The sequence below is a fragment of the Borborobacter xinjiangensis genome, assembly GCF_047739745.1.
In the GTDB taxonomy this organism is placed as follows: Bacteria; Pseudomonadota; Alphaproteobacteria; order Rhizobiales; family Rhizobiaceae; genus Pseudaminobacter.
In genome coordinates, this window is the sequence record NZ_JBLLVA010000017.1 from 1 (window position 1) to 21,831 (window position 21,831).

At 60.3% G+C, this 21,831-nt stretch carries 23 protein-coding genes and 1 tRNA gene; 10 read left to right on the top strand and 14 right to left on the bottom strand.

The annotated features are described in order from the left end of the window. The first annotated feature begins 13 nt into the window (after positions 1-13). From ACLKMW_RS17205 to ACLKMW_RS17220, 4 genes are all read left to right on the top strand, one after another. Positions 14-90, top strand: a tRNA-Met gene (locus ACLKMW_RS17205). A 936-nt stretch (positions 91-1,026) separates the two neighbouring features. Then, a complete protein-coding gene (locus tag ACLKMW_RS17210; RefSeq protein WP_415725717.1) occupies positions 1,027-1,689 on the top strand; it encodes a response regulator in 663 nt (220 codons plus the stop codon). Then, on the top strand, positions 1,689-3,035 hold the full coding sequence (locus ACLKMW_RS17215; RefSeq protein WP_415725718.1) for an ATP-binding protein: 1,347 nt from the start codon (positions 1,689-1,691) through the stop codon (positions 3,033-3,035). The genes ACLKMW_RS17210 and ACLKMW_RS17215 overlap by 1 nt, the downstream gene beginning before the upstream one ends. 407 nt (positions 3,036-3,442) lie before the next feature. Continuing rightward, the gene (locus tag ACLKMW_RS17220; protein WP_415725719.1) at positions 3,443-4,414 is read left to right on the top strand and encodes a LysR family transcriptional regulator; all 972 of its coding nucleotides are present in this window, start codon (positions 3,443-3,445) and stop codon (positions 4,412-4,414) included. 18 nt (positions 4,415-4,432) lie between these two features. On the opposite strand, the gene ACLKMW_RS17225 is transcribed toward ACLKMW_RS17220, so the two are convergent. The 12 genes from ACLKMW_RS17225 to ACLKMW_RS17280 all read right to left on the bottom strand — a co-directional run bounded on the left by ACLKMW_RS17225 (position 4,433) and on the right by ACLKMW_RS17280 (position 15,163). Further along, positions 4,433-4,678, bottom strand: a complete 246-nt coding sequence (locus tag ACLKMW_RS17225; protein WP_415725720.1) for a DUF2274 domain-containing protein — start codon at positions 4,676-4,678, stop codon at positions 4,433-4,435. Next, positions 4,675-5,871, bottom strand: a complete 1,197-nt coding sequence (locus ACLKMW_RS17230) for a TraB/TrbI/VirB10 family type IV secretion system protein (protein ID WP_415725721.1) — start codon at positions 5,869-5,871, stop codon at positions 4,675-4,677. Before ACLKMW_RS17230 ends, ACLKMW_RS17225 begins: the two co-directional genes overlap by 4 nt. Then, entirely contained in the window at positions 5,868-6,836 is a 969-nt protein-coding gene (gene trbG, locus ACLKMW_RS17235) for a P-type conjugative transfer protein TrbG (RefSeq protein ID WP_415725813.1), read from the bottom strand. The genes ACLKMW_RS17230 and trbG overlap by 4 nt, the downstream gene beginning before the upstream one ends. Positions 6,837-6,847: 11 nt before the next feature. After that, positions 6,848-7,537, bottom strand: coding sequence for a conjugal transfer protein TrbF (gene trbF, locus ACLKMW_RS17240; protein WP_415725722.1), 690 nt, complete (start codon positions 7,535-7,537; stop codon positions 6,848-6,850). After that, complete coding sequence (trbL, locus tag ACLKMW_RS17245; protein WP_415725723.1) at positions 7,534-8,892, bottom strand: P-type conjugative transfer protein TrbL; 1,359 nt, start codon at positions 8,890-8,892, stop codon at positions 7,534-7,536. Before trbL ends, trbF begins: the two co-directional genes overlap by 4 nt. A 3-nt stretch (positions 8,893-8,895) precedes the next feature. Next, positions 8,896-9,183, bottom strand: a complete 288-nt coding sequence (gene trbK-alt / locus ACLKMW_RS17250; RefSeq protein WP_415725724.1) for a putative entry exclusion protein TrbK-alt — start codon at positions 9,181-9,183, stop codon at positions 8,896-8,898. Positions 9,184-9,193: 10 nt separating this feature from the next. Further along, positions 9,194-9,967 carry a P-type conjugative transfer protein TrbJ gene (gene trbJ, locus ACLKMW_RS17255; RefSeq protein ID WP_415725725.1) on the bottom strand — a complete coding sequence of 258 codons (774 nt, stop codon included), beginning with the start codon at positions 9,965-9,967 and terminating at the stop codon, positions 9,194-9,196. Then, positions 9,964-12,420 carry a conjugal transfer protein TrbE gene (gene trbE, locus ACLKMW_RS17260; RefSeq protein WP_415725726.1) on the bottom strand — a complete coding sequence of 819 codons (2,457 nt, stop codon included), beginning with the start codon at positions 12,418-12,420 and terminating at the stop codon, positions 9,964-9,966. The genes trbJ and trbE overlap by 4 nt, the downstream gene beginning before the upstream one ends. Before the next feature lie 13 nt (positions 12,421-12,433). Next, complete coding sequence (locus ACLKMW_RS17265) at positions 12,434-12,715, bottom strand: VirB3 family type IV secretion system protein (protein WP_415725727.1); 282 nt, start codon at positions 12,713-12,715, stop codon at positions 12,434-12,436. Continuing rightward, positions 12,715-13,047, bottom strand: coding sequence for a TrbC/VirB2 family type IV secretion system protein (locus ACLKMW_RS17270; protein ID WP_415725728.1), 333 nt, complete (start codon positions 13,045-13,047; stop codon positions 12,715-12,717). Before ACLKMW_RS17270 ends, ACLKMW_RS17265 begins: the two co-directional genes overlap by 1 nt. Continuing rightward, entirely contained in the window at positions 13,044-14,033 is a 990-nt protein-coding gene (gene trbB, locus ACLKMW_RS17275) for a P-type conjugative transfer ATPase TrbB (protein WP_415725729.1), read from the bottom strand. Before trbB ends, ACLKMW_RS17270 begins: the two co-directional genes overlap by 4 nt. A 674-nt stretch (positions 14,034-14,707) precedes the next feature. Next, positions 14,708-15,163, bottom strand: a complete 456-nt coding sequence (locus ACLKMW_RS17280; RefSeq protein ID WP_415725730.1) for a DIP1984 family protein — start codon at positions 15,161-15,163, stop codon at positions 14,708-14,710. Between the two features lie 218 nt (positions 15,164-15,381). Between ACLKMW_RS17280 and ACLKMW_RS17285 the strand changes: the two genes are divergently transcribed. From ACLKMW_RS17285 to ACLKMW_RS17295, 3 genes are read left to right on the top strand one after another with little or no spacing between them, the layout of a single operon-like run. Further along, a complete protein-coding gene (locus ACLKMW_RS17285; RefSeq protein WP_415725731.1) occupies positions 15,382-15,657 on the top strand; it encodes a metal-sensitive transcriptional regulator in 276 nt (91 codons plus the stop codon). Positions 15,658-15,671: 14 nt separating this feature from the next. Next, positions 15,672-16,433 carry a MauE/DoxX family redox-associated membrane protein gene (locus ACLKMW_RS17290; RefSeq protein ID WP_415725732.1) on the top strand — a complete coding sequence of 254 codons (762 nt, stop codon included), beginning with the start codon at positions 15,672-15,674 and terminating at the stop codon, positions 16,431-16,433. 31 nt (positions 16,434-16,464) lie between these two features. Next, positions 16,465-16,962 (top strand): DUF305 domain-containing protein, encoded by a 498-nt coding sequence (locus ACLKMW_RS17295; RefSeq protein WP_415725733.1) that lies wholly within the window; start codon positions 16,465-16,467, stop codon positions 16,960-16,962. Positions 16,963-17,096: 134 nt separating this feature from the next. Here ACLKMW_RS17295 and ACLKMW_RS17300 read toward each other — a convergent pair whose 3' ends face one another. Further along, entirely contained in the window at positions 17,097-18,071 is a 975-nt protein-coding gene (locus ACLKMW_RS17300) for an NADP-dependent oxidoreductase (protein WP_415725734.1), read from the bottom strand. Between the two features lie 102 nt (positions 18,072-18,173). Between ACLKMW_RS17300 and ACLKMW_RS17305 the strand changes: the two genes are divergently transcribed. Continuing rightward, positions 18,174-18,572, top strand: coding sequence for a winged helix-turn-helix transcriptional regulator (locus tag ACLKMW_RS17305; protein ID WP_415725735.1), 399 nt, complete (start codon positions 18,174-18,176; stop codon positions 18,570-18,572). A 46-nt stretch (positions 18,573-18,618) separates the two neighbouring features. On the opposite strand, the gene ACLKMW_RS17310 is transcribed toward ACLKMW_RS17305, so the two are convergent. Continuing rightward, positions 18,619-19,257: a LysE family translocator gene (locus ACLKMW_RS17310; protein ID WP_415725736.1), complete on the bottom strand. Its 639-nt coding sequence runs from the start codon at positions 19,255-19,257 to the stop codon at positions 18,619-18,621. 704 nt (positions 19,258-19,961) lie between these two features. On the opposite strand from ACLKMW_RS17310, the gene soxC reads away from it, so the two are divergent. Further along, a complete protein-coding gene (soxC, locus tag ACLKMW_RS17315; RefSeq protein ID WP_415725737.1) occupies positions 19,962-21,266 on the top strand; it encodes a sulfite dehydrogenase in 1,305 nt (434 codons plus the stop codon). Next, complete coding sequence (locus ACLKMW_RS17320; protein ID WP_415725738.1) at positions 21,247-21,801, top strand: c-type cytochrome; 555 nt, start codon at positions 21,247-21,249, stop codon at positions 21,799-21,801. The genes soxC and ACLKMW_RS17320 overlap by 20 nt, the downstream gene beginning before the upstream one ends. Positions 21,802-21,831 lie beyond the last annotated feature (30 nt).

Consider the following 21,831-nt stretch of genomic DNA (forward strand, 5'->3'; position numbering starts at 1 on the left):
TGCGCAAAGGTGGCGCGGGGTGGAGCAGCCCGGTAGCTCGTCAGGCTCATAACCTGAAGGTCGTTGGTTCAAATCCAACTCCCGCAACCAAAATTCAGCCCGCTAAGTCAATGACTTAGCGGGCTTTTTGCTGTGTGGATGCTCTGCGATTGAAGAGGTCGTGGAAGCGCTGTGGAAGCGCCGGGGAGAATATTGTAGCGAGAAATCGGCGGCGCGGAAGGGAGAGGAAATTTCGAATTGTTGCAGATGTGCAACACAAAGCTCGCAGCTAGCAGCAATGCGTCGATAGCTAGAGATCGTGTGCCGGCGAGCGGAGGGTATCGGATTTCCTTCTGGTCACTCCGTCCGACACGGCTATGGCCTGAGACGGCTCGTAATCTCCGTGGAAAAAGCCTCCCATCATGTCGCATGCGATTCTTGTTGGCGATTGAGGCATGCAAATAGTCTGGACCGGATCCCCAGATAGCAAATCTTGTGATGCATGCTAGAGCGGCTAGAGCAGTTTCGGCGTCGGTTGAGCCGCTGGCCAAGTGATGGCGCAACCGCGGCCTGATTCAAAATGATCGTTTGCTGAGGTTGCGTATGGCACGAGCTCAGCAGGACGACGGCGCGGGCTCTAATGCGGGTGGTGACGCTCGCGCCTGGATGTGCATGAGGCCTCCATCGTCGGATTGATTGGAGGACGGCAGAACATCACGCTGAACGAGATGATGGCGCACCAGTTGGGCGAGCGGCCGGTCATAACGCGCTAACCGCCTGGCTTCGTGGACGAGGCTGAACATTCAAAAAGGACCGCCCATGAACTGAGGGTCATAGGCTTGTATCTGCTGTGGACTCGGAGCCTGGTTCACGTCCTGTAAATGTGTGGCCGCTGATGTACATGCTCTGCATTTTATCTCGAGGATGCCGAAACAACTGTCAGAATTGAATCAAACGCAAACGAGACGAGTCTTCTCCTCGTACTCACTCCTTAAGGCTGCCTTAAGGATAGTGTTCAAGGGCGGTCAGGTCGGTCGGGCAGGTGCTATGCGAATTCTTGTCGTTGAGGATGATACGATCTTGCGAGATGGGCTGAAGGTTGGTCTATCAATCGCTGGCTTCAGCGCGGATGTAGTTGAGACCTGTGAGGAGGCTCATGCGGTGCTTCAAAACCACAGTTTCGACGCGCTTATTCTCGATTTGATGTTGCCCGACGGCTCGGGATTGGATGTCCTCAGGTTCTTGCGTGATCGTCATGACGGTACGCCGGTGCTTCTTTTGACCGCACGAGATAATGTTTCTGATCGGATCGTTGGACTCGACAATGGAGCTGACGATTATGTGGGTAAACCGTTCGATCTTGACGAGGTCACAGCTCGCCTGCGCGCACTGGTCCGGCGATCATCCGGGCGAGTGCGATCCTTTCTGGAGTGGCGCGACCTACGTCTTGATCCCTCGTCGCAGGCAGTTGAGCGGAGTGGCGAACTTGTCCGGCTGTCGCGCCGGGAGTTTTCTATCCTACATGCGCTGATGGTCCATCCAGGTCAGATACTCTCGAAAAGCCAGATCGAGGACAAGCTTTATGGTTGGCAAGAGGAGGTGGAAAGCAATGCCGTCGAGGTGCACATCCATCACCTAAGGGCCAAGCTGGGGGCTGCGATGATCCAAACGGTTCGTGGCATCGGCTATCGTCTTGGGGGCGAACCTTGATGCCCTCAATCAGCAATCGGCTTTTTTGGATCCTCGTACTGACCACCGGCATTGTCTGGTTGTCAGCTGTATTGTGGATTTTCCTCAGTACCCGCGCGGAGGTCGAACGTGTGCTTGATTCCCGCCTAATTGAAGCTGCGCGTATGGTAAGTTCCCTTGTGGTGAAGCAGGAAGTTGGGATTGATCCGGGCCTAACGGGGAGCGTCGGGCAGTCGGCTAGGGTGCATCCCTCGTACAACCGCCACCTTTCATGTCAGGTCTGGTCGCTGCAGGGAACGTTGATCGGTCGTTCAGATAGTGCCCCGGATCGAAAGCTTGCAGAGAGCACAGACGGTTTCTCGGAAACTGAGATCGACGGAGAGCAGTGGCGTGTCTATGCGGTCACCAATGCTGAACTTGGCGTCCGTGTTATGGTAGGGGACAATCTTAGGATACGCGACGGCCTGGTCAACGATGTCATTCGCGGCCTTCTGCTCCCGGTCATGTTGATCTTGCCTGCGCTTGCAGCACTGATTTGGCTCAGTGTGAGGCGTGGTCTGGCGCCTTTAAACAAGATTGCACATGACCTTGCGCGCCGACAGGCATGCGATCTCAGGCCGATCGCGAATGTCGAAACAGCCAGAGAGATTGTGCCAGTTCTTCAATCGTTGAATGGTCTTTTTGAACGTGTTGCGGGGCTGCGCGAGCGCGAGCGCAACTTCACTGCCTTTGCGGCACACGAACTGCGCACGCCGCTGGCCGGCCTGAAGACGCAGGCACAGGTTGCGCTCGCCAGTGATGATCGTACGATCCGAGATCAGGCTCTTCGCCAGATAATGATTGGCGTCGACCGCACCGGCCGATTGGTTCGGCAGTTACTCGATCTGTCAGCGGTTGAGGCGCGGGAGAAGGCGGATCGGCAAGATTTGGTGAATGCGGGAGAGATCCTACGTTTGTTAGCAGCGGAACTCAGTGATTCCACAAGGCGCGTATCAATCGAAGTATCACCCATACTAGATACGATCGAGCTTGAGATCGAGCCGGACCTGTTCATGCTTGCCGCACGCAATCTCTTCGAGAATGCAGTGAATCACTCGCCTCTGGGTGGCGCGGTTCGCTGTCGAACGGCGTCCCTAGGTGAAGGCGCCACTATCATCATTGAGGACGACGGCCCAGGCATCCCGGAGGAGGAGCTTTCCAGAGTGACTGAGCGCTTCTTTCGAGGGCGCAATAAGGTGCCCATAGGCTCGGGGCTCGGCTTGGCGATCGTTGAGCTGGCGCTTGGACGAAGCGGCTGGAGCTTGCAGTTGAGGAATCGGCCGACAGGTGGGCTGAACGCTGAGATAGTGCATCGACAGGCGTCGTAGGTGAGTTGTGGCCTAATGCCTGATCTGGAAGACAAGTTAACGACAGATCGCATCCCGGTCCTCCTGATGGACGTCCAGAAAAATCTTGAGATTGTTTTTTTTGCTCTGTTCTCCGTCAAGACGCTGACTCTTAAGGCTGCCTTAAGCTGAAGCGAGACGGATGGGGCACCGTGCGCGGTCAGGGAGCCCCGAGTGCCTAGTCAGCGCGATTTTGCATCATAGAAGGTCTTTGATCATCGCCGACGTGGAAGCGTATCGGTCTTCGGTAAAATTGGAGACCAGTATGGGGATAACAGGCTCCAGAGCATTGAGTTTCGCAAGATTATCGCATTTGTCGCGCGGCTGATTCGAGCCAGGAAAGGTTAATGTCGCCCGCATTTCGGACGTTTTGAGGAGAGCGAGCGAACATGTCGGAAGAAGGCGCATCGCGAGGAGGAACTATTTTTGAATACATCAAGCTCGCCAGAGATTTTGACCTCAGGCCCCTAAGGTATGTGCTTGCCGCAGCTGAACACATGAGCATCCGAGCTGCTGCCGAAATGCTGGATGTGGAGCCGTCCAGCGTCAGTAGGGCGATTCGAGATTTTGAGGACCGTATAGGCGTTGGCTTTTTCGAGCGCGGCCAGTTTGGTGTTCGGCTGACCGATGCGGGACGGAAGTTCATTGAGCAAACAGTCCCAGCGCTTCAGCAGATCGGACATGCAATTCATCATGCAGGTGCGGCAGGGCGTGCGGAGACCGGTACACTAAGGGTCGGGGTGATCTCAACGCTTGCCGGAGGTTTTCTGCGCGAACTCGTATCGAGATATGAGGCTGCTTACCCCGGCGTTTGGGTGGACATTTATGATGGTACAAGACCAGAGCACATTAAAGGCATTCGCACCCGAAAACTGGACATAGGCTTTTTTACCGGCAATGGTGAGGTAAAGGGGTGCGAAACTATAGAGCTTTGGGACGAGCGTGTTCACATCGCGATGGCTCGATCCCATCCCCTGGCACGCGAAAAACAGATTGATTGGCTTCAGTTGCGCGATGAGATGTTCATCATTTCTCGCTTCGGGCCAGGGCCGGAGATTCGAGATTACATTGTGCGACGGATATGTGACTACAGCACTTATCCGACGATCGTGTATAGGGATGTGCACCAGGACACTTTGATGCACATGGTAGCTATGGGAAAAGGCATCACTCCGGTCGCCGAGGCGTGGAGCTGCGTTCCGTTTCGGGACCTCAGCCTCATTCCGCTGAGCGCTGATGCGGATATCGTACCGTTCAGCGCTGTGTGGTCTCCGAGAAACGACAATCCGAGTTTGCGACGGCTGATAAAGTTCGCAGAGCGGCTGGCAACAGAATCATCGAGACAGAATTGGCTAGCTTAAAGCCTCGAGCTTGCATTCTTAGGCGGTGAAGGATGATTGCGTCTCCGGTGACATTCGCCGAAATTTGGCAAAGCCCCGATCCGTAGCGATGAAGCGCTCCAACATGGGGATGATCAGCTTCTTAGGATCAGCGGGGATGTGCCCCGTTTCTCGACCGAGCGCCTCCGCATAAGCGGCAAGATCTCGATACAGTGTTCCCGGTAAGTCCAGGGTCACTTTCACCGGCTTGTCCTCAGTGATCGGGCCGAGTTTCAACTTCGTCATTGGGGAACTCCGTAAGGTTCGAGGATGAGATCACGGGTGACAATTACGCGAACTGGGAAGCCTGGCCGGATCGTTAACGTCGGTGCCACCTGCAACTGACGGCGGATGATTTGCTGGCCAGCGTCATTGATCGTGTCCTGCGCCCCATCGCGAATGGCGCGGATGAGGCGGTCCTCGTCATCGACGGCAAGCTCGGCGCCGACGGCGAGAAGGGTCGACAGACCGGCGGCCTTCGCCAGATCCCACCAATGATAGTCGACGCCGTCTTCCAGCCCTGCATAGCCTTGCGTGTCGGCGCCGGGCTGGCGTTCGAGCACGATGGAGCGTCCGTTCGGCAAGATCAGCCTGTTCCAGACCAAGAGCACGCGGCGCTGTCCGAAGCCGACATCATTGCTGTATTCGCCGATGATCCGCGTTCCCTGGGGCACGAGGAGGATGCGTCCGGTGGGACTGTCATAGATATGCTCGGTCACCTGGGCCGTAATCTGGCCGGGAAGGTCGGAGCGGATGCCGGTGATGAGCGCGGCGGAGATCACCGCGCCCGCCTGCAGCACATAGGGCGATGCCGGCGCCATGACACGATCTGCTGAGACCGTGCGCCGATCGACGGCGGCGTTGAGGAAGGCGCTCTGCCGATCCTGGGCGGTGGGTGTTCCGATCTGCCCGGGAAGACCGAGGCCCGCGAGCGACGGATTGGTCATGGCGGGAGGTCCGGATGGAGCGCCAGTTCCAGGCCCGCTCTGGAAGAACACTCGGCTCGTCCGGGCGGCTTCTTCCTCGGCCAGGCGGCGTTGTTCCTCGGGATCGACCTGAGGTGTAGCCATAGCTGGGGGCACGACGGGCTGACCGCGATTCTGGGCGTCGAGGATCGGCCCCCCGAGATCGCCTGGTAAGGGCGGGCCGAGGACGGGTCCTGTGTAGTCGCGCGGCAGGCCGGCAAGACCATCGGCGGTTGCTCTGTTCTCTGTGGAATAGAGCTCTTCGTTGCCAGGCCCCCCTTCGCGCGTCTGCAACGCATAGATCAGCGCGCCGCCGATGCCGATGCTGGCGACCAAGCCTACACCGGCCAGCACCTTACGGGACAGCCGGGTGACGCGGGGGAGCTCGGCGCGCAAGCGCATGGTCGAGGCGGTATCGATGTTGGGCCCGCCAGGCGTCACGGCCTCATCGCGGTTATCGTCTTTGTTGCTCATGACGCTGGCCTCCCGTCTGTGCGGACAATCCTGACGGTTTGCTGGCGATCGCCGCCGCCGAGTCTCAGTTCGGCCGCGCCGAAGAGACGATCGACGATCAGGATGTTCTGGAAAATGCGGCTGTTGACGATTTGAGCTTCGCCATCGGAACCAATGACGAAGAGCGGCGGCATTTCGCCCTGGACGATGCCACGGGGGAACTCGACATAGACCCGTCGGCCATCATCATAAACCGTGATCGGACGCCAGGGCGGCGTATCGCCGGTCAGGCCGTAGCGATAATTGCGCGCCGAGGCGACGGGGATGACGGGCGTTGCCGGGACGCTCTGTCTCTGACCGGTGGGCGGCTGCGGATAGGCCCAGGCGACAGCGGGCATATAGGGCGCTTCGCCGGAACGCAGCTCGAGCATATAGACGCGGCGATCCGTCGTGACGACGAGATTGGTCGTGATGTCGGCGCGGCTCGGTTTGACGAGGATATGGACGCGACGGGTCGTGCCGCTGCCGCTTTCAGTATCGCCGATGATCCAGCGCGCCGTGTCGCCGGCTGCGATCGGGCCGGCCCCCGTCAGGCTCTCTCCAGGCTCAAGCGCGATGTTGGTGATCTGGCCTGGCGCCGCATAGACCTGATAGAGCGCGCCTTCGCTCCAAGGGTAAATCTGGATGGAGTTGAAATAGCCTTCGCGGCGAGGCTGCACGCGGGCGGCCGCGTTGGCGTTCTGGACGCGTCCTTCCGGCGTGCTGGCTGCGGTTCCACCCCTTGCGGGAGTCCATGCCGGCGGAACATGCAAGGGCCGTGGCCGCTGATCGGTAACAACCGCCGGGACGGCGGGCAGCGGCGGCACATCCGCGTCGTAGCTGATCTGGGGCGGCCGATTGGTTGCGCAACCGGCCAGTATGGTCGCGGAGAGCAGGACAATCGCCAGGCCGGGTTTACGGAAACCCTGAAACGCGGCTTTGCTCATCTGGGGGCGGCTCATTGGCTCATCTCCCGAGACCAGTTGATGGCGTTGACGTAGATTCCCAGCGGATTGGCTCGGAGGCGCTCAGCGTCCCGCGGTGTCTGGATCACGATGGTCAGGATCGCGGTCCATCGCTCGGTTCTGGAAAGTTGTCCGTTTTCGTAATGACGCTCGGTCCAGGCGACTCGGAAGCTGTCGGGGGACGCCCGGATCACGCTTGAGACTTCCACGGCGATCTGCTGACGGCCGACCCGTGTGAACGGATCATTGGCGCGGGCATAATCGTTGAGCGCTGCCGCGCCGCGATCCGTGGTCCATTCATAGGCGCGGAGCCAGTTCTGGCGCACGATGATGGCGTCCGACGGAATCGAACGGGTCTGCTCAATGAAGCGGGCAAGGTGGAAAGCGATCTGAGGGTCGTTGGGGCGATAGTCCGCCGAGGCGGGCGCGACGGTTTGCGCCTGGCCGAGATTGTCGACCTGCACCACCCAGGGCACAACGGTTCCGCGCGCGGACTGCCAGACCAGGGCCGCGGCAAACCCTGCTGTGAGAATCAGGCTGCCGAACGCCATGTAGCGCCAGTTTTTCGCCTGCACGCGGGCTGAACCGATGCGTTCGTCCCAGACCTGAGCGGCCTTCTGATAGGGCGTTTCAGGCGCCGGCGTTTTGCCAAAATGGGTTGCGGGTCGTTTGAAGAGGCTCATGAGCGATCACTTTCAGAAAGGTTGACGGAAGAGCCGCCCCCATGGCTGTCGCCGGAGCGCACGGCGTGACCGGCGGCTGAGACGCCGTGGCTGAGGGACTGGCTGCGTTTCATGCGCTTCGCCCAGTCAGGCGCTCCATCTCGCGGGGTGCTGGCGGAAGCGGCGTCGGCATCGGCGCCGCCAATAGTGCCCATGGTCGAGGAGCCGCCGGTGGCCCCAAAGCCGGCCTTCGCGCCTTCGGAGAAGCTCGACTTGACGCTTTCGCTGGCCTTCGACGCAGCGCGCTTGAGCGGTGACGCGGCCGCCGAACCGGCGGCGCGCGCGACGCCTCCAAGGCCCGAGGCCACGCCTGATGCGCCGGTTTGACCGAGGGAGCCGAGGCTGTAGGCCGAAGATGCAGCGCCGGCAGCGGCAGCACCGCTGCGCACTGCGGCAGCACCGCCGGAGACGGCGGCGGCCCCTCCCTTCATAGCAAGGCCTGCAGCACCACCAGCGGCAAGCGCCGCACCGCCAACGGCAAGGCCGGTTCCGACCGCGGCGCCTGCGCCGAGCTGCGGACCACCTGAGACGAGGCCGCTGGCGATGCCAGGACCGAAGATGCCCAGGCCGAGCAGCGACAGCGCGGCAAGGACGACGGCCATGGCCTCGTCAATCGTAGGGGTCTGGCCGCCGAAGCCTGAGGTGAACTGCGAGAAGAGGGTCGAACCGATGCCGATGATGACGGCTAGCGCCAGAACCTTGATGCCGGAGGACACGACATTTCCCAGCACGCGCTCGGCCATAAAGGCCGTCTTGCCGAACAGTCCGAAGGGGATCAGCACAAAGCCGGCGAGCGTCGTCAGCTTGAACTCGATCAAGGTGACAAAGAGTTGGATGGCGAGGATGAAGAAGGCGAGCAGCACCAGAGCCCATGCGAAGAGCAAGCAGGCGATCTGGATGAAATTCTCGAAGAAGGCGACCCAACCCATCAGATCGGAGATGGATTCGAGCAATGGTCGCGCGGCATCGAGGCCGGTCTGCGCCACCTTGCCGGGGCGAAGGAGATCCTGAACGGTGAAGCTGGTGCCCGAGCCCTTCAGGCCGAGGCCGGCGAAACTGTCGAAGACGATGTTCGCCAGGTTGTTCCAGTTGCCGATAATGTAGGCGAAGACGCCGACGAACAGCGTCTTTTTGACAAGGCGAGCGATGATGTCGTCATCGGCTCCCCAGGACCAGAAGAGCGCGGCAAGCGTCACATCGATGACGATGAGGGTTGTGGCGATGAACGCGACTTCGCCGCCGAGCAGGCCGAAGCCGGAATCGATATAGCGGGTGAAGGTCCCGAGGAATGTGTCGATGACGCCGGTGCCGCCCATGGATCACTGTCCTTGATTTTGATGTGGGGCGGCGGGCGCCGGAGCCCGACCGAGGAAACGGTCGCGGGTTTCGGCCCACACGCGCATGCAATCGGCGTCGCTGGCGGCCGCCTGGCCAAGCTGCTGGCACCGGCGCTGCGCCTCCCGTAGGGGATCGCGCACCGGCTCTGTGAGACGTGCGGGCTCCTCTAAGGGAGCATCCTCCTTCCGGGTCATCTCGATCGCCGTCGCTGTTACTGCGATGGCGACAAAGACGACGGCGCCCAACCGGGCCAGCAGCTTGCCATCCACGCGCGCGCCCTCAGTTGCCGTTGTTGAACATCTGCGCGTTGCCCGGCTGGTAGCCGGAGCCGGGCGTCAGGAAGCGACGGCGTTGCTCGCGGCCTTGTTCGGCCGCGGCCGCGCGTTCCGCCTCGGTCAGCGCGCCGGCTCGGCCATCAGCCGCAAGCAGTGCGACGAGATCGGAGAGCTGCTGCGATTGAAGGGCGAGGAGCTGGTTGCCGGCCTGTGTCGCCTGCAGCGCGCCTGTCGCCCCCTGACTTTGGCCGACCAGCGTCGAGACTTCGGCGCGGTTGGTGTCGATATTGCCGACCACGCCGGCCTGGACGCGCATGGCGTCCTGCAGGCCGCCAACAGTGTTCTGCCAGCGCGAACGTGCGTCGGCGACGAGTTGCTGGTCCGTCGTGGACAGCGAGACATTGCCGTACTGCTGCTGAAAGGCCCGATCGATGCTCTGCACGTCGAAGGCGATGTTCTGCGCCTGTTGCAGAAGCTGCTGCGTGCGCTGGAAACTCTGCTGAAGCTGCTGGAGCGAGGAATGCGGCAGGCTTGCGAGATTGCGCGCCTGATTGATGAGCATCTGCGCTTCGTTCTGAAGCTGCGTGATCTGCTGATTGATCTGTTGCAGCGTGCGAGCAGCGGTGAGCACGTTTTGAGCGTAATTGGACGGGTCATAGACAATCCGTCCGAACTGAGCGTGCGCCGGTGTCGTGAGGATCGGCGATAGGGCGATCGGGGTCGCCAGCATGGTCGCGGCCATGAACAGGGCGCGCGCGTGGGAACGATGGGTCGTCATGTCGTAGACTCCTTGGGGGCTGAGGGAACAAGATTGGCGAGATCGGGGATCAGGTCGGCGGCCCAATCGACACCGCGCAGGCGCAGCCATGCCGCCAGGAACCCGTCCGGCCCATGTTCGGCGAAGATTCGGGCGATGGCCGCCTGATCGGATTTTGAGGAAGCTGCGGTGAGCGCCAGGCCAACTTCAGAGAGACCCAGATCGAACAGGCGATTGCCGCGTCGCGACTGGCAGTAGTAGTCCCGCTTTGGGGTGGCCCGCGCGAGGATTTCGATCTGGCGATCGTTCAACCCGAAGCGACGATAGATGGCGGTGATCTGGGGCTCGATCGCGCGTTCGTTCGGCAGGAGCAGCCGTGTCGGGCAGCTTTCGATGATGGCCGGTGCGATCGCAGAGCCATCGATGTCGCTGAGCGATTGGGTGGCGAAGATGACCGATGCGTTCTTCTTGCGCAGGGTCTTCAACCACTCGCGGAGCTGACCTGCGAAGCCGTCATCATCAAGGGCGAGCCAGCCCTCGTCGATGATCAGTAGCGTAGGCGACCCGTCGAGGCGGTCGCCGATGCGGTGGAAGAGATAGGCAAGAACAGCGGGTGCGGAGCCGGTGCCGACAAGCCCCTCGATCTCGAACGCCTGCACTGCCCCATGCCCGAGATGTTCTTTCTCGGCATCGAGCAGCCGGCCATAAGGTCCGCCAACGCAATAGGGCCTCAAGGCTTGCTTGAGATCGTTCGATTGCAACAGCACGCACAGACCGGTGATGGTGCGCTCTTCGACCGGCGCCGACGCGAGCGATGTCAAAGCGGACCAGAGGTGTTCCTTCACCTCGGGCGTGATCTGGATGCCCTCGCGCATCAGGATGGCGACAAGCCAATCGGCGGCCCAGGCGCGCTCGGGCACGTCATGGACGCGCGCAAGCGGCTGAAGCGAGACCGAAGACTCGGCGCCCTCTGTCAGATCGCCGCCAAGGTCGTGCCAGTCGCCGCCCATCGCCAGGGCGGCGGCTCGAATGGAGCCGCCGAAGTCGAAGGCGAACACCTGCGAGTTTTCATAGCGCCGGAACTGGAGGGCCATCAGCGCCAGAAGGACGGATTTGCCGGCGCCGGTCGGACCGACGACGAGCGTATGGCCGACATCGCCGACATGAAGGGAAAACCGGAACGGGGTGCTTCCTTCGGTCTTGCCGAACAACAAGGGGGGCGACCCGAAGTGCTCATCCCGTTCCGGCCCCGCCCACACCGCTGAAAGCGGGATCATGTGGGCGAGATTGAGCGTGGAAATCGGCGGTTGCCGGACATTGGCGTAGACATGGCCCGGCAGCGAGCCGAGCCAGGCGTCCACGGCGTTGATCGTCTCGGCCATGGCGGTGAAGTCACGGCCCTGGACCACCTTTTCGACCAACCGGAGCTTTTCGTCGGCGATCCGAGGGTCGGCGTCCCACACCGTGATGGTCGCCGTCACATAGGCCTGGCCGGCATAGTCGGCCCCGAGTTCCTGAAGTGCGAGATCGGCGTCCGCGGCCTTGTTTGCGGCGTCGGTGTCAACGAGGGCGGACGCCTCGTTGGTCATGACCTCTTTCAGGATCGCGCCGATAGACTTGCGCTTGGCGAACCATTGCCGCCTGATCTTCGTGAGGAGCTTGGTGGCGTCGGTCTTGTCGAGCAGGATCGCCCGTGTCGACCAGCGATAGGGAAATGCGAGACGGTTCAGCTCGTCCAGGATTCCTGGCGTCGTCGCCGTCGGGAACCCGACGATCGTGAGGATTCGGAGATTGGATTTACCCAGACGCGGCTCAAGCCCGCCTGTAAGCGGCTGGTCGGCGAGCAACGCGTCCAGATAGATCGGCGTTTCGGGAACCCGCACGCGGTGACGGTTGGTCGAAACGCAGGAATGCAGGTAGGTCAGGGTCTCGGCGTCATCGAGCCAGCCGCACTCCGGCATGAAGCCGTCGAGCAGCGACAATACCCGGTCGGTTCGATCGACGAAGCCGCGCAGGACCTCATGCGGATCGACGCCGGCTCGGTCGCGCCCTTCATAGAGCCACGCTTCCGTGCGTGCGGCATCTTCAGCCGGCGGCAGGTAGGTGAAGGTCAGGAAGTAGCCGGAAATGAAGTGCGTGCCGGCCTCCTCGAAATCCGCCTTTCGCTCGGCGTCGACCAGAGCGGATGCCGGATCGGGGAACAGGCTTTCGGGATAGGTCGAGGCTTCGTGGCGCTGCGCCTCAACGAAGATCGCCCAGCCGGAGCCGAGACGCCTGAAGGCGTTGTTAAGGCGTCCGGCCACGGCGACCAGTTCGGCGGCGACCGCGCTGTCGAGGTCTGGACCGCGAAAACGAGCGGTGCGCTGGAATGAGCCATCCTTGTTGAGGACGGCGCCCTGACCGACCAGTGCGACCCAGGGCAGGAAATCCGCGAGGCGGCTGGCGGTACGGCGATATTCTGCAAGGTTCATCACAGGCGGCGCTCCTTCAGACGGACAGGTGGCCGGGGATGCGCAGATGCCTCCGGCCGACCTCGACGAAGAGGGGATCGCGCTTGGCGGCCCAGACGGCGGCGAAGTGGCCGACGACCCATATGGCGAGGCCGACCAACCACAGGCGCAGACCGAGGCCGACGGCCCCGGCGAGTGTGCCGTTCATGATCGCGATGGAGCGCGGGGCGCCGCCCAGCAGGATATGCTCGGTCAGCGCCCGGTGGACCTGCACGGTAAAGCCCGGCACCTCGTCGAGCTGTTCGAGGCCGCTCGCCATCAGACCAGCGCTCCGCCGCCGAATGAGAAGAACGACAGGAAGAAGCTGGATGCGGCGAACGCGATCGACAGGCCGAAGACGATCTGGATCAGACGGCGGAAGCCGCCGGACGAGTCGCCGAAAGCCAGCGTGAGGCCGGTGACGATGATGATGATGACTGCGACGATCTTGGCGACCGGGCCCTCGATCGACTGCAGGATCGACTGAAGCGGCGCTTCCCACGGCATGGACGAGCCGGACGCGTGCGCGGCCGGTGTGAGGATCAGGGTGGCGTAGGTGACGGCGACGGCCGTCGCGACATGGCGACGGAGGCGCAGGGTATGAGGGCTCATGATGGTTCTCCTGTTTCGGTGGGGGATGAGGTTGCGGGGATGACGCGGTAGTCGCCTTCCGGGCCGAGTCCATCGACGCGAGCAAGTTCGGCGAGCCGGCGCTGCGATCCACGACCGGCGAGGACGGCGACGAGGTCGATGGTCTCGGCGATCAGCGCCCTTGGGACGGTGACGACAGCTTCCTGGATGAGTTGTTCGAGGCGGCGCAGCGCACCGATCCCCGTGCCGGCGTGGATCGTGCCGATGCCGCCGGGATGGCCGGTGCCCCAGGCCTTGAGCAGGTCGAGAGCTTCAGAACCGCGAACCTCGCCGATGGGTATGCGGTCGGGGCGCAAGCGAAGGGAGGAGCGGACCAGATCGGACAGGGTGGCCACGCCGTCCTTGGTGCGCATGGCGACCAGGTTGGGCGCGGCACACTGGAGTTCGCGCGTGTCCTCGATGATGACGACGCGATCCGTGGTTTTGGAGACCTCGGCAAGCAGGGCATTGGTGAGCGTAGTCTTGCCGGTCGAGGTGCCCCCGGCGACAAGGATGTTTGCGCGCGAGGCGACAGCCTCACGCAGAGCCTCGGCCTGGTCCGCGGACATGATGCCGGACGCCACGTAGTCGTCGAGGGTGAAGACGGCGACGGCGGGTTTGCGGATTGCGAAAGCGGGCGCTGCGACGACCGGGGGCAGCAACCCCTCAAACCGCTCTCCCGTCTCGGGCAGCTCGGCAGACACCCGCGGATTGCCGGGGTGGACTTCGGCGCCGACATGGTGAGCGACGAGGCGGACGATCCGTTCGCCATCCGCGGGCGCCAGTCGTTCACCTGTGTCGGAGAGACCTTCGGACAGTCGGTCGATCCAGAGCCGGCCGTCGGGATTGAGCATCACCTCGACGATCGACGGGTCTTCCAGAAAGCGTGCGATGGCCGGTCCAAGGGCTGTACGCAGCATGCGCGCGCCGCGCGTGATCGCTTCCGATTTCTGGTGAGATGCCGCCATGTCGTCCCCTTGCGGCCAGGGACCGTTCAGCCGGCCCTGGATCGGGGACGATTAAAGGAGCCCGAAATTGGGCTGATTCAACAAGTCTTTGTCGTAGTAGTAGTGTGGCGTGCAAATACAGGAGAACGGCGGTATCGCCGAAGCCGAAGTTACGATGTATTTGAGGTGGTGGTGGCCATAAAGTTACGAATCGCAAGACCCCGGACGAAGTTTATTTTTAATAGAATGGTGTGTGATCGCCTGCTTATGACTTTCGTTCCAGAAATGCTGAAACGATTTCCCGATATCAATGATACGTGGGTTGTCTGCAGCGTTCTGGTTGGGGAGCTTGTTGCGATTTAGCGGAAATGCAGCGTTGTGCATTTCGCTTAGGTGGGTATGAGCGCGAATACAAGGCGGCTATCCGCTACCCTGAACTCCGGCATCCCGCTCGTTCGCACAGTCCATTTGCCAACCAGCCTTTGGTCGAGTGGCAAACCCCGATCCCGCCCTCTCCGATGGTCGAACCAATACGTGGTGCTGAAGCGTTACTGTAAAAGTGCCGTTGTCTGTGTGCTGGGCCGAAGGTGTGAACGATCTAGGATCGCCCGCGTCGCCCCTGACGCATGCAAGGCCGGACTTTCCCCGCCGGAAGGGTTTGTATTCGCTTTCGACCGCCGGATACCGACTGTGCGTCAGTCAATCAGCTTGGTAAGCCAGTTGGCCTCCTGTATGCCGGAATCAACCTTGCGCAATTCCTGCGCGAGGTCATCTGCTGTTTTCTGAACCTTGGTCACGTCGACGGCCGAACGGAACCGGACCTCGCTGCGTGTCCCGATCATCTGGGAGACTGTTGCTTCCGCCGCGAGGTCTCGCCAGGCGGCCTGGCGCTGGCGCAGGACATCACGTTTCGCCAGCGCGTCCGTCAAGGCGCCTTCCCCAAAGGCCGTGCTGCTGTTGGTTCGGTTGATGCGACCGATCAGCACCTCGAGCTCCAGGGCGAGGCGATCGTGCTCTGCCATCAGTTCCGATGGATCCTCCGCCGGGGAGTCGCCGTCCTGAACCTTGGCATTGCGCAGGGAGCGGGCCCTGATCTGTTCCATCCTTTTGGCGAGGTCACTGCGTAGCACCAGTGCTTCTGCAAGCTTCATAGTCTTATCCCGTAGGCATCATCTCAGTTGAAGACGCGAGAAACAAAGAACGGTGAGGCGTTACACGCAGACTACGATATGGCGTAATCAATGACCTCATCCGCATCACATTTCAGCTCGCTTCCGCCCGATGCAATTAAAATTCATGTTCCTTTTGGGGAACTAAACGTCGGTTGAGACGTAGTTATCCCCATACCGATACCGGGTAGGGGTACAGGATGTGCACGAAGAACGCAAAGCCGATTATCGCCTCTCTCAACCGGATCGCCGGCCAGGTTCGCGGCGTGAGCCAGATGGTCGAGGACGACCGCTATTGCATCGACATTCTCAACCAGATCCATGCGGTCAAAGCAGCTCTGTCAAAGGTCGAGAACCAGATTCTGAGATCCCATGCGGCAAACTGCGTTGAGGAAGCGATCGCGTCCGGCGACGCTGACCTTCAGCGCAGCAAGTTCAACGAGCTCGTCGAGGTGTTCGCGAAAGCAAAGCTTTAGGAGAAGGATCGCCAATGGCCACCCACACAGCAAAACATGCAGAGCTTCACCGGATGGTGATGGCTGACCACACGTGCCCTTATGGGCTGAAGGCGTTGGACCTTCTCAAGCGCGAGGGCTACGAGGTCGACGACCATCATCTGACCACCCGCGAAGAGACTGACGCCTTCAAGGCAAAGCATAATGTGAAATCGACACCCCAGACCTTCATCGGCGGCAAGCGGATCGGCGGTTATGACGATCTGGTCCTGTTCTTCGGTGGAGAGGTCAAGGACAAGAACGCGGTCACCTACACGCCGGTGGTTGCGCTGTTCGCCATGTCGGCACTGATGGCGCTCGCCGCGAGTTGGGCCGCGTTCGGCAACCTTGTGAACATACAGGCCGCCGAGTGGTTCATCGCTATCGCGATGTGCCTGCTTGCGCTGCAGAAGCTCAAGGATGTGGAAGGGTTCGCCACCATGTTCCTGAACTACGACCTGCTGGCGCAGCGTTGGGTCCGGTACGCTTACATTTATCCGCTCGCTGAGGCTCTTGCCGGCATCCTGATGATAGCAGGCGCTTTGATGTGGGTTTCTATTCCCGTGGCGCTCTTCATAGGCGGTGTCGGTGCGATTTCTGTTTTCAAGGCTGTCTACATCGACAAGCGCGAGCTCAAATGTGCGTGTGTCGGCGGCGATAGTAACGTGCCGCTCGGCTTCGTGTCCCTGACCGAGAACCTCATGATGATCGCAATGGCTGTCTGGATGATGCTTAAGCCTGCAATCATGATGCACTGACCAAAACAACGTCATTCGGGAGGACAAATCGATGACACATGATCATGCGGCGCATGACAGCAAGAAAGACAGCCACGGTGCCCACGGGCGACCCTATCTCATGTTCTGGGTGAACATGGTGCTTGGGCTCATCGTCATGTATGTCGTCATGTTCTCCATGATCGACGGTTGGGGCGACTTCCGAAACAACCTCAACATGTTCTACATGGCAGTCACCATGTGGGCGCCCATGGGCATCTTCATGCTGGCGACAATGCCTGGCATGTATCCGAAGCGCGGCGTGAACCTGGCTATGTATGTGCTTTTCGTTGTCCTGACGCTCGCCTCATTCTGGGCCACGCGCTCGCAAACGCTGATCGATGACCGCCAGTTCATCGAAAGCATGATCCCGCACCATTCCGGTGCGATCCTGATGTGTCGAGAGGCAAAGCTCACCGATCCCGAACTGGTCGCATTGTGTGGGGAAATCACAAAGGCGCAGCGTGAAGAGATCCAGCAGATGGAAACCATCCGCAATCGCCTGAACTGAACCACCGAGGCAGAAGTTCCGTTTGTAATAAGGTCGGGTCTGCGTTTGGGTAGAGCACGACCGATCCAGGTCGACAGGAAACAGACGCTCCTGTGTGTGTTGTCAGTTCCGCCTGAGCCCTGTGGTAGGCAGGCTTACGGCAAGCCAGCCAGGCTGGTATCGGTGAGCATCAGAACAGCTTTGCCGCGAACCTGATTATGCCCGACTTGCACAATTGCATCGGCCGCCTGGCTCAAAGGCATCACGGCGCCGATCACGGGTGACAGACCGAGGCTCTCGATTTCGACAATCATGAGCGAAAGCTGCGGATCGAAGGCGGGGCCATTCACGACAGTGCAGCTTACGCCTCGTTTCGCCCAGCGTTCAACAAAGTCACCGCCCGGCAAGCGCGTCACGGTCGCGAGGCGACCGCCAGGTCGAACCAGGCTGCATAGAAGTTCGTAGTCCGGGGACAGTGCGGTGTTAAGCACGGAATCGAACTGACCGAGCCCTTCGCTCCATTCCGGCTCTGCATAATCAATCGCCATGTCGGCGCCCGCCTGCGCGACGAGATCGATCTTTGCCGCTGAGGCGGTGCCCACGACCGAAGCGCCGCGCATTTTCTTGGCCAGTTGCACTGCAATGCTGCCGACGCCGCCGGAGGCCCCATTGACCAGGAGTCTTTGCCCCTGTTTCAGGTCCAGGCCGGTCGTCGCGCAAAACACGCTGGCCCATGCAGCGATCAACGTATCGGGCAAGGCGGCAGCTTCCTTATGGCTCAGCCGATCCGGCTTGCGGGCGCAGTATAGCGCAGGCACAGTTACGTATTCTGCGAAGGCTCCCGGCAAGTGCGCCGGAACATGGCCGAGTACGGCATCACCGACAGAAAATCCGTCGACGCCTGCCCCAATGGCTGCCACCGTTCCGGAGAATTCTCGGCCCAGAACTGCCGGCAGGTCGAACTGAATCAGATCCTTGAGATAGCCATTGATGGCATACCAGTCGAAGGGATTGACGCCGGCGGCGTGAACACGGACCAGCAGTTCACCCTCTCTGGCTGTCGGGCGTACGACAGTCATCAGCTTAACCGCCTCTGCACCCGTATAATCGTCGAAACATGCTGCCAGCATTGGCGTGCTCCTCAGTCGGCTGGCGGTGGCGCAAAGCGCACGCCGGATTCCATGTATAGATACAAATTGTGCGTTAGATTAATATGCATCCCATAAGCGTTGATGCAAGGAGGCACAGTTCCGGTGACTACGAACATCTTTGTACCTGAGTCAGGCCCTGAAGCATCCGACTGCAAGGCGCTCGCGTCGATCCTGTCCCGGATCGGCGACAAATGGACGGTGATGGTGGTCGGCGCTCTTTCCGACGGTCCCCGGCGGTACAATGAGTTACGGCGGATAATCGATGGCATTTCGCAGCGGATGCTGACGCTGACGCTCAAGGGCCTTGAACGCGACGGCTTGGTCAGCCGGACTGTCTATCCAACAGTCCCAACCCGCGTGGACTATGAATTGACCGAGCTCGGTCGAACGCTGATCGCCCCGCTCAAACCGCTGTTTGATTGGGCACGGCAAAACAGAGAGGCGATCGAAGCGGCCCGGGCGCGATTTGCAGAGCAGTAAGCAACCGGAGCTGCTATCGCACATCCGGTCTGTGACCACGCCCCTGCTACCGCGTCTCGGTCGCGAGTTTCACACCTACGCTCACCATGACCATCCCACTGATGCGATCGAGCCACGCGCGCATTGTTTCATTGAGCAGCAGCCGGCGCGCTTTCCCAGCAGTCCAGATTATCAGAGTGAACCAGGCGAAGGTCACGGTAATGTGGATGCCGACCAACATGGCGCCCCATGCGAGCGCCCCGGAACCTGATGGAAGGAACTGCGGCAGAATACTGATATAGAAGACGCCCACCTTCGGATTGAGCAGATTGGTGACCGCCCCGGTCCGTAGCGCCGTCCACGTCCCCATTTTCGTTTGCGGCGCATTGACGAGACCGCCGGCAGGAAGCTGACGGTGGAACGAGTGCCAGATCGCTGCCCCTCCGAGCCAGATGAGATACGCTGCTCCGGCGATGCGGACGAGATCATAGGCAAGCTGGGACGCGGCGAGCAGGGCTGTCAGGCCCGCGAGGCTGGCGCAGGCCCACCCCAGATATCCGACAGCGATGCCAATCACGGTTGCAAAGCCGGCCCTGCGACTGCTCAGCAAGGTGTGACGCAGCACCAGAAGCGTATCCGGACCCGGGGTCATCACACCAACGAGCGCGACCAAAAGCCATGCGAGGAGCAGCGTTGCGTCGTCCATCCCGTCCTCTGCCTTCTGGCGCTTTGACGTACCCTTGTTAGCACGCCGTGTGCCTTGCCAATAAGGCCATTGATGCATTTTGATTCAGGTAATGCAGGGAAAGGCTGCCGCTCAACTGAAGGCGTCGATCAGAAAATCCAGGAAGACACGTCTCTTCGGCGCGAGGTATTGACGTGAGGAGCACACTGCATAGAGCGTCGTTTCTGCCGTACCCCAATCCTGCAAAACGCATAGCAGCTGACCTGAGGCCCTGATCTCCTCCGGCTTTGGGGAGAGCCCTGGGTTTCACCTGAGCATCTCTCTTGTTCGCCGCAACGTACGCTCAGCTTGGCTTCCGTCAAAAATGCTCAGGGAGCCATTGACAACGCAGCACATGAACAGATATTCAATTGTAATGTTCTGGTGTTTTCTGACTGATCGGCGATCGGTTTGTGAGCAGGGGTTCGTCTGATGCTGTCGCTCCTGCTTGAGAAGGCCACCATGGCCGGTCGGGTGCGGATGACGACAAGAGGCGGTGAGCAGGAGCGGACGACTGGGCGCAGAAGGTAGCGAATTTGGACGAGAAGAGCAAAGCCGGCAACAGACAGAGAGCGGTGAACCCTGTGTCGGCCGACTGAGCTGACCCACTACACGCTCACGCGAGCAGAAAGTACTTCGTATGGCCGTTAGCGCGAACGTTTGGTCCGTGTCACGAGGGGAATCCTATGGGCAATAAAGCAAATGAAGCCATGCAGTCGCGCCGGGGTTTTCTCAAACAGAGCGGCGCGATGCTTGGGGGTGTGGTTGCGGGGGCTGCGATTCCTGCCAGTGCTGTGGCTGAAGACAAGGCTGTAGCCGGCAGCAATCTTCCTCCAAATGTTCCGGAATGGATGCAAGTGCCCGGTGCCGATGTTGGTAGTGAACTTTATGGGGCACCTTCGCCATTTGAGGCCGAAGTGACCCGCATCGTACCGGATGGGCTCCAACAATACACATCTGCCTGGAGTTGGACGCCGATCGAGGAGCTTGATGGAACGATAACGCCCAACGGGCTGTTCTTTGAGCGTCATCATGGAGGCATTCCGGAGATAGACCCGGCACAACATCGCCTCATGATCCATGGGCTGGTAAATAATCCGCTGCTGCTGACTGTCGATGACGTCAGGCGCTTTCCTTCCGAGAGCCGTGTTCATTTTCTCGAATGCTCGGGGAATCCCAGCTTTAAGAAGGAGAGCCCCGGCTACAAGGGCATATATGCTGAAACGGCTTCACAGCTTGCAGGACTGGTAAGCTGCGCCGAGTGGACAGGGGTTCCAATTAGAACCCTTTTGCAGGAGGCAGGACTAAAACCGGAAGCGAAATGGATCGTAGCGGAAGGAGCGGATGCCGCTGCGCTTACCCGCAGCATTCCGATTGAAAAGTGCCTGGAAGACGGCATGATCGTCTACAGCCAGAACGGCGAACGGTTGCGGCCGGCCCAGGGTTATCCGTTACGAGTGCTCTTGCCTGGCTTCGAAGGCAACATGAATGTGAAGTGGGTTCGTCGACTTCACGTTACAGCCGAGCCTGCCTATTCCCGCGAAGAAACCGCAAAGTATACGGACCTCATGGCAGACGGGACGGCTCGGGAATTCACTTTCTACATGGAAGCGAAGTCGATTATCACGCGGCCCTCCGGCAAACAGACCATTGAAAAGGGCTTCAATGAAATCACTGGTCTCGCATGGAGTGGTCGCGGCAAAATTGCGACTGTCGATGTTTCCGTCGATGGCGGACAGACCTGGCAGCCAGCTCGGCTGCAGGAGCCTGTTCTCTCGCGAGCGCTTACTCGTTTCCGCCTGCCGTGGAGCTGGAATGGTGATCCCACAGTGATCATGAGCCGGGCGACCGATGAAACCGGCTATGTCCAACCCACTTTTGAGCAATTGACTGCCGTTCGCGGGATCAACTCCTTGTACCATAACAACGGAATTATACCGTGGAAGATCGTTGCGAATGGGGAGGTGTCCAATGCGTTCATTCAATCTTAGAACCGCTTTTGCGGTGACCTTTCTCCTAGGATTCGGCTCGCCATCTCAAGCACAAACTCTTCTGGGAATTGGCCAGACGCCATCGCCGGAACAAATCGCAGGCTGGAACATCGACATCAACCGGGAAGGCGTGAACTTGCCACCTGGAAACGGTAGCGTTGCATCCGGTCGGGATGTTTTCGAAATGCAGTGCTCCGCCTGCCATGGCGACAAGGGTCAGGGCGGCATTGGTGACAGGCTCGTTGGCGGAAAAGGCTCACTCACGACGAGCCAGCCAATCAAGACGGTCGGAAGCTACTGGCCCTATTCAGCGACATTGTTTGATTACATTCGTCGGTCTATGCCACTTCATGCGCCCCAAACGCTTAGCAATGACGAGGTCTATGCCGTCACGGCATATATTCTGAACTTGAACGGGATTATTCCGGACGGCACGACATTGGATGCGAAGTCCCTGCCAGCTGTCAAAATGCCTAACCGAGACGGTTTTGTTCAGGATCCAAGGCCAGACGTTTTTAATAAGCTTGAGGAGTAGATCTGCCACTACCCTGGCATTCTTATGTGC

What these genes read in the sequence shown, in the direction of transcription:
- ACLKMW_RS17210 (WP_415725717.1), top strand. Translation starts at nt 1,027, where the DNA reads ATGCGAATTCTTGTCGTTGAGGATGATACGATCTTGCGAGATGGGCTG.
- ACLKMW_RS17215 (WP_415725718.1), top strand. Translation starts at nt 1,689, where the DNA reads ATGCCCTCAATCAGCAATCGGCTTTTTTGGATCCTCGTACTGACCACC.
- ACLKMW_RS17220 (WP_415725719.1), top strand. Translation starts at nt 3,443, where the DNA reads ATGTCGGAAGAAGGCGCATCGCGAGGAGGAACTATTTTTGAATACATC.
- ACLKMW_RS17225 (WP_415725720.1), bottom strand. Translation starts at nt 4,678, where the DNA reads ATGACGAAGTTGAAACTCGGCCCGATCACTGAGGACAAGCCGGTGAAA.
- ACLKMW_RS17230 (WP_415725721.1), bottom strand. Translation starts at nt 5,871, where the DNA reads ATGAGCAACAAAGACGATAACCGCGATGAGGCCGTGACGCCTGGCGGG.
- trbG (WP_415725813.1), bottom strand. Translation starts at nt 6,836, where the DNA reads ATGAGCAAAGCCGCGTTTCAGGGTTTCCGTAAACCCGGCCTGGCGATT.
- trbF (WP_415725722.1), bottom strand. Translation starts at nt 7,537, where the DNA reads ATGAGCCTCTTCAAACGACCCGCAACCCATTTTGGCAAAACGCCGGCG.
- trbL (WP_415725723.1), bottom strand. Translation starts at nt 8,892, where the DNA reads ATGGGCGGCACCGGCGTCATCGACACATTCCTCGGGACCTTCACCCGC.
- trbJ (WP_415725725.1), bottom strand. Translation starts at nt 9,967, where the DNA reads ATGACGACCCATCGTTCCCACGCGCGCGCCCTGTTCATGGCCGCGACC.
- ACLKMW_RS17265 (WP_415725727.1), bottom strand. Translation starts at nt 12,715, where the DNA reads ATGGCGAGCGGCCTCGAACAGCTCGACGAGGTGCCGGGCTTTACCGTG.
- ACLKMW_RS17270 (WP_415725728.1), bottom strand. Translation starts at nt 13,047, where the DNA reads ATGAGCCCTCATACCCTGCGCCTCCGTCGCCATGTCGCGACGGCCGTC.
- trbB (WP_415725729.1), bottom strand. Translation starts at nt 14,033, where the DNA reads ATGGCGGCATCTCACCAGAAATCGGAAGCGATCACGCGCGGCGCGCGC.
- ACLKMW_RS17280 (WP_415725730.1), bottom strand. Translation starts at nt 15,163, where the DNA reads ATGAAGCTTGCAGAAGCACTGGTGCTACGCAGTGACCTCGCCAAAAGG.
- ACLKMW_RS17285 (WP_415725731.1), top strand. Translation starts at nt 15,382, where the DNA reads ATGTGCACGAAGAACGCAAAGCCGATTATCGCCTCTCTCAACCGGATC.
- ACLKMW_RS17290 (WP_415725732.1), top strand. Translation starts at nt 15,672, where the DNA reads ATGGCCACCCACACAGCAAAACATGCAGAGCTTCACCGGATGGTGATG.
- ACLKMW_RS17295 (WP_415725733.1), top strand. Translation starts at nt 16,465, where the DNA reads ATGACACATGATCATGCGGCGCATGACAGCAAGAAAGACAGCCACGGT.
- ACLKMW_RS17300 (WP_415725734.1), bottom strand. Translation starts at nt 18,071, where the DNA reads ATGCTGGCAGCATGTTTCGACGATTATACGGGTGCAGAGGCGGTTAAG.
- ACLKMW_RS17305 (WP_415725735.1), top strand. Translation starts at nt 18,174, where the DNA reads ATGCAAGGAGGCACAGTTCCGGTGACTACGAACATCTTTGTACCTGAG.
- ACLKMW_RS17310 (WP_415725736.1), bottom strand. Translation starts at nt 19,257, where the DNA reads ATGGACGACGCAACGCTGCTCCTCGCATGGCTTTTGGTCGCGCTCGTT.
- soxC (WP_415725737.1), top strand. Translation starts at nt 19,962, where the DNA reads ATGGGCAATAAAGCAAATGAAGCCATGCAGTCGCGCCGGGGTTTTCTC.
- ACLKMW_RS17320 (WP_415725738.1), top strand. Translation starts at nt 21,247, where the DNA reads ATGCGTTCATTCAATCTTAGAACCGCTTTTGCGGTGACCTTTCTCCTA.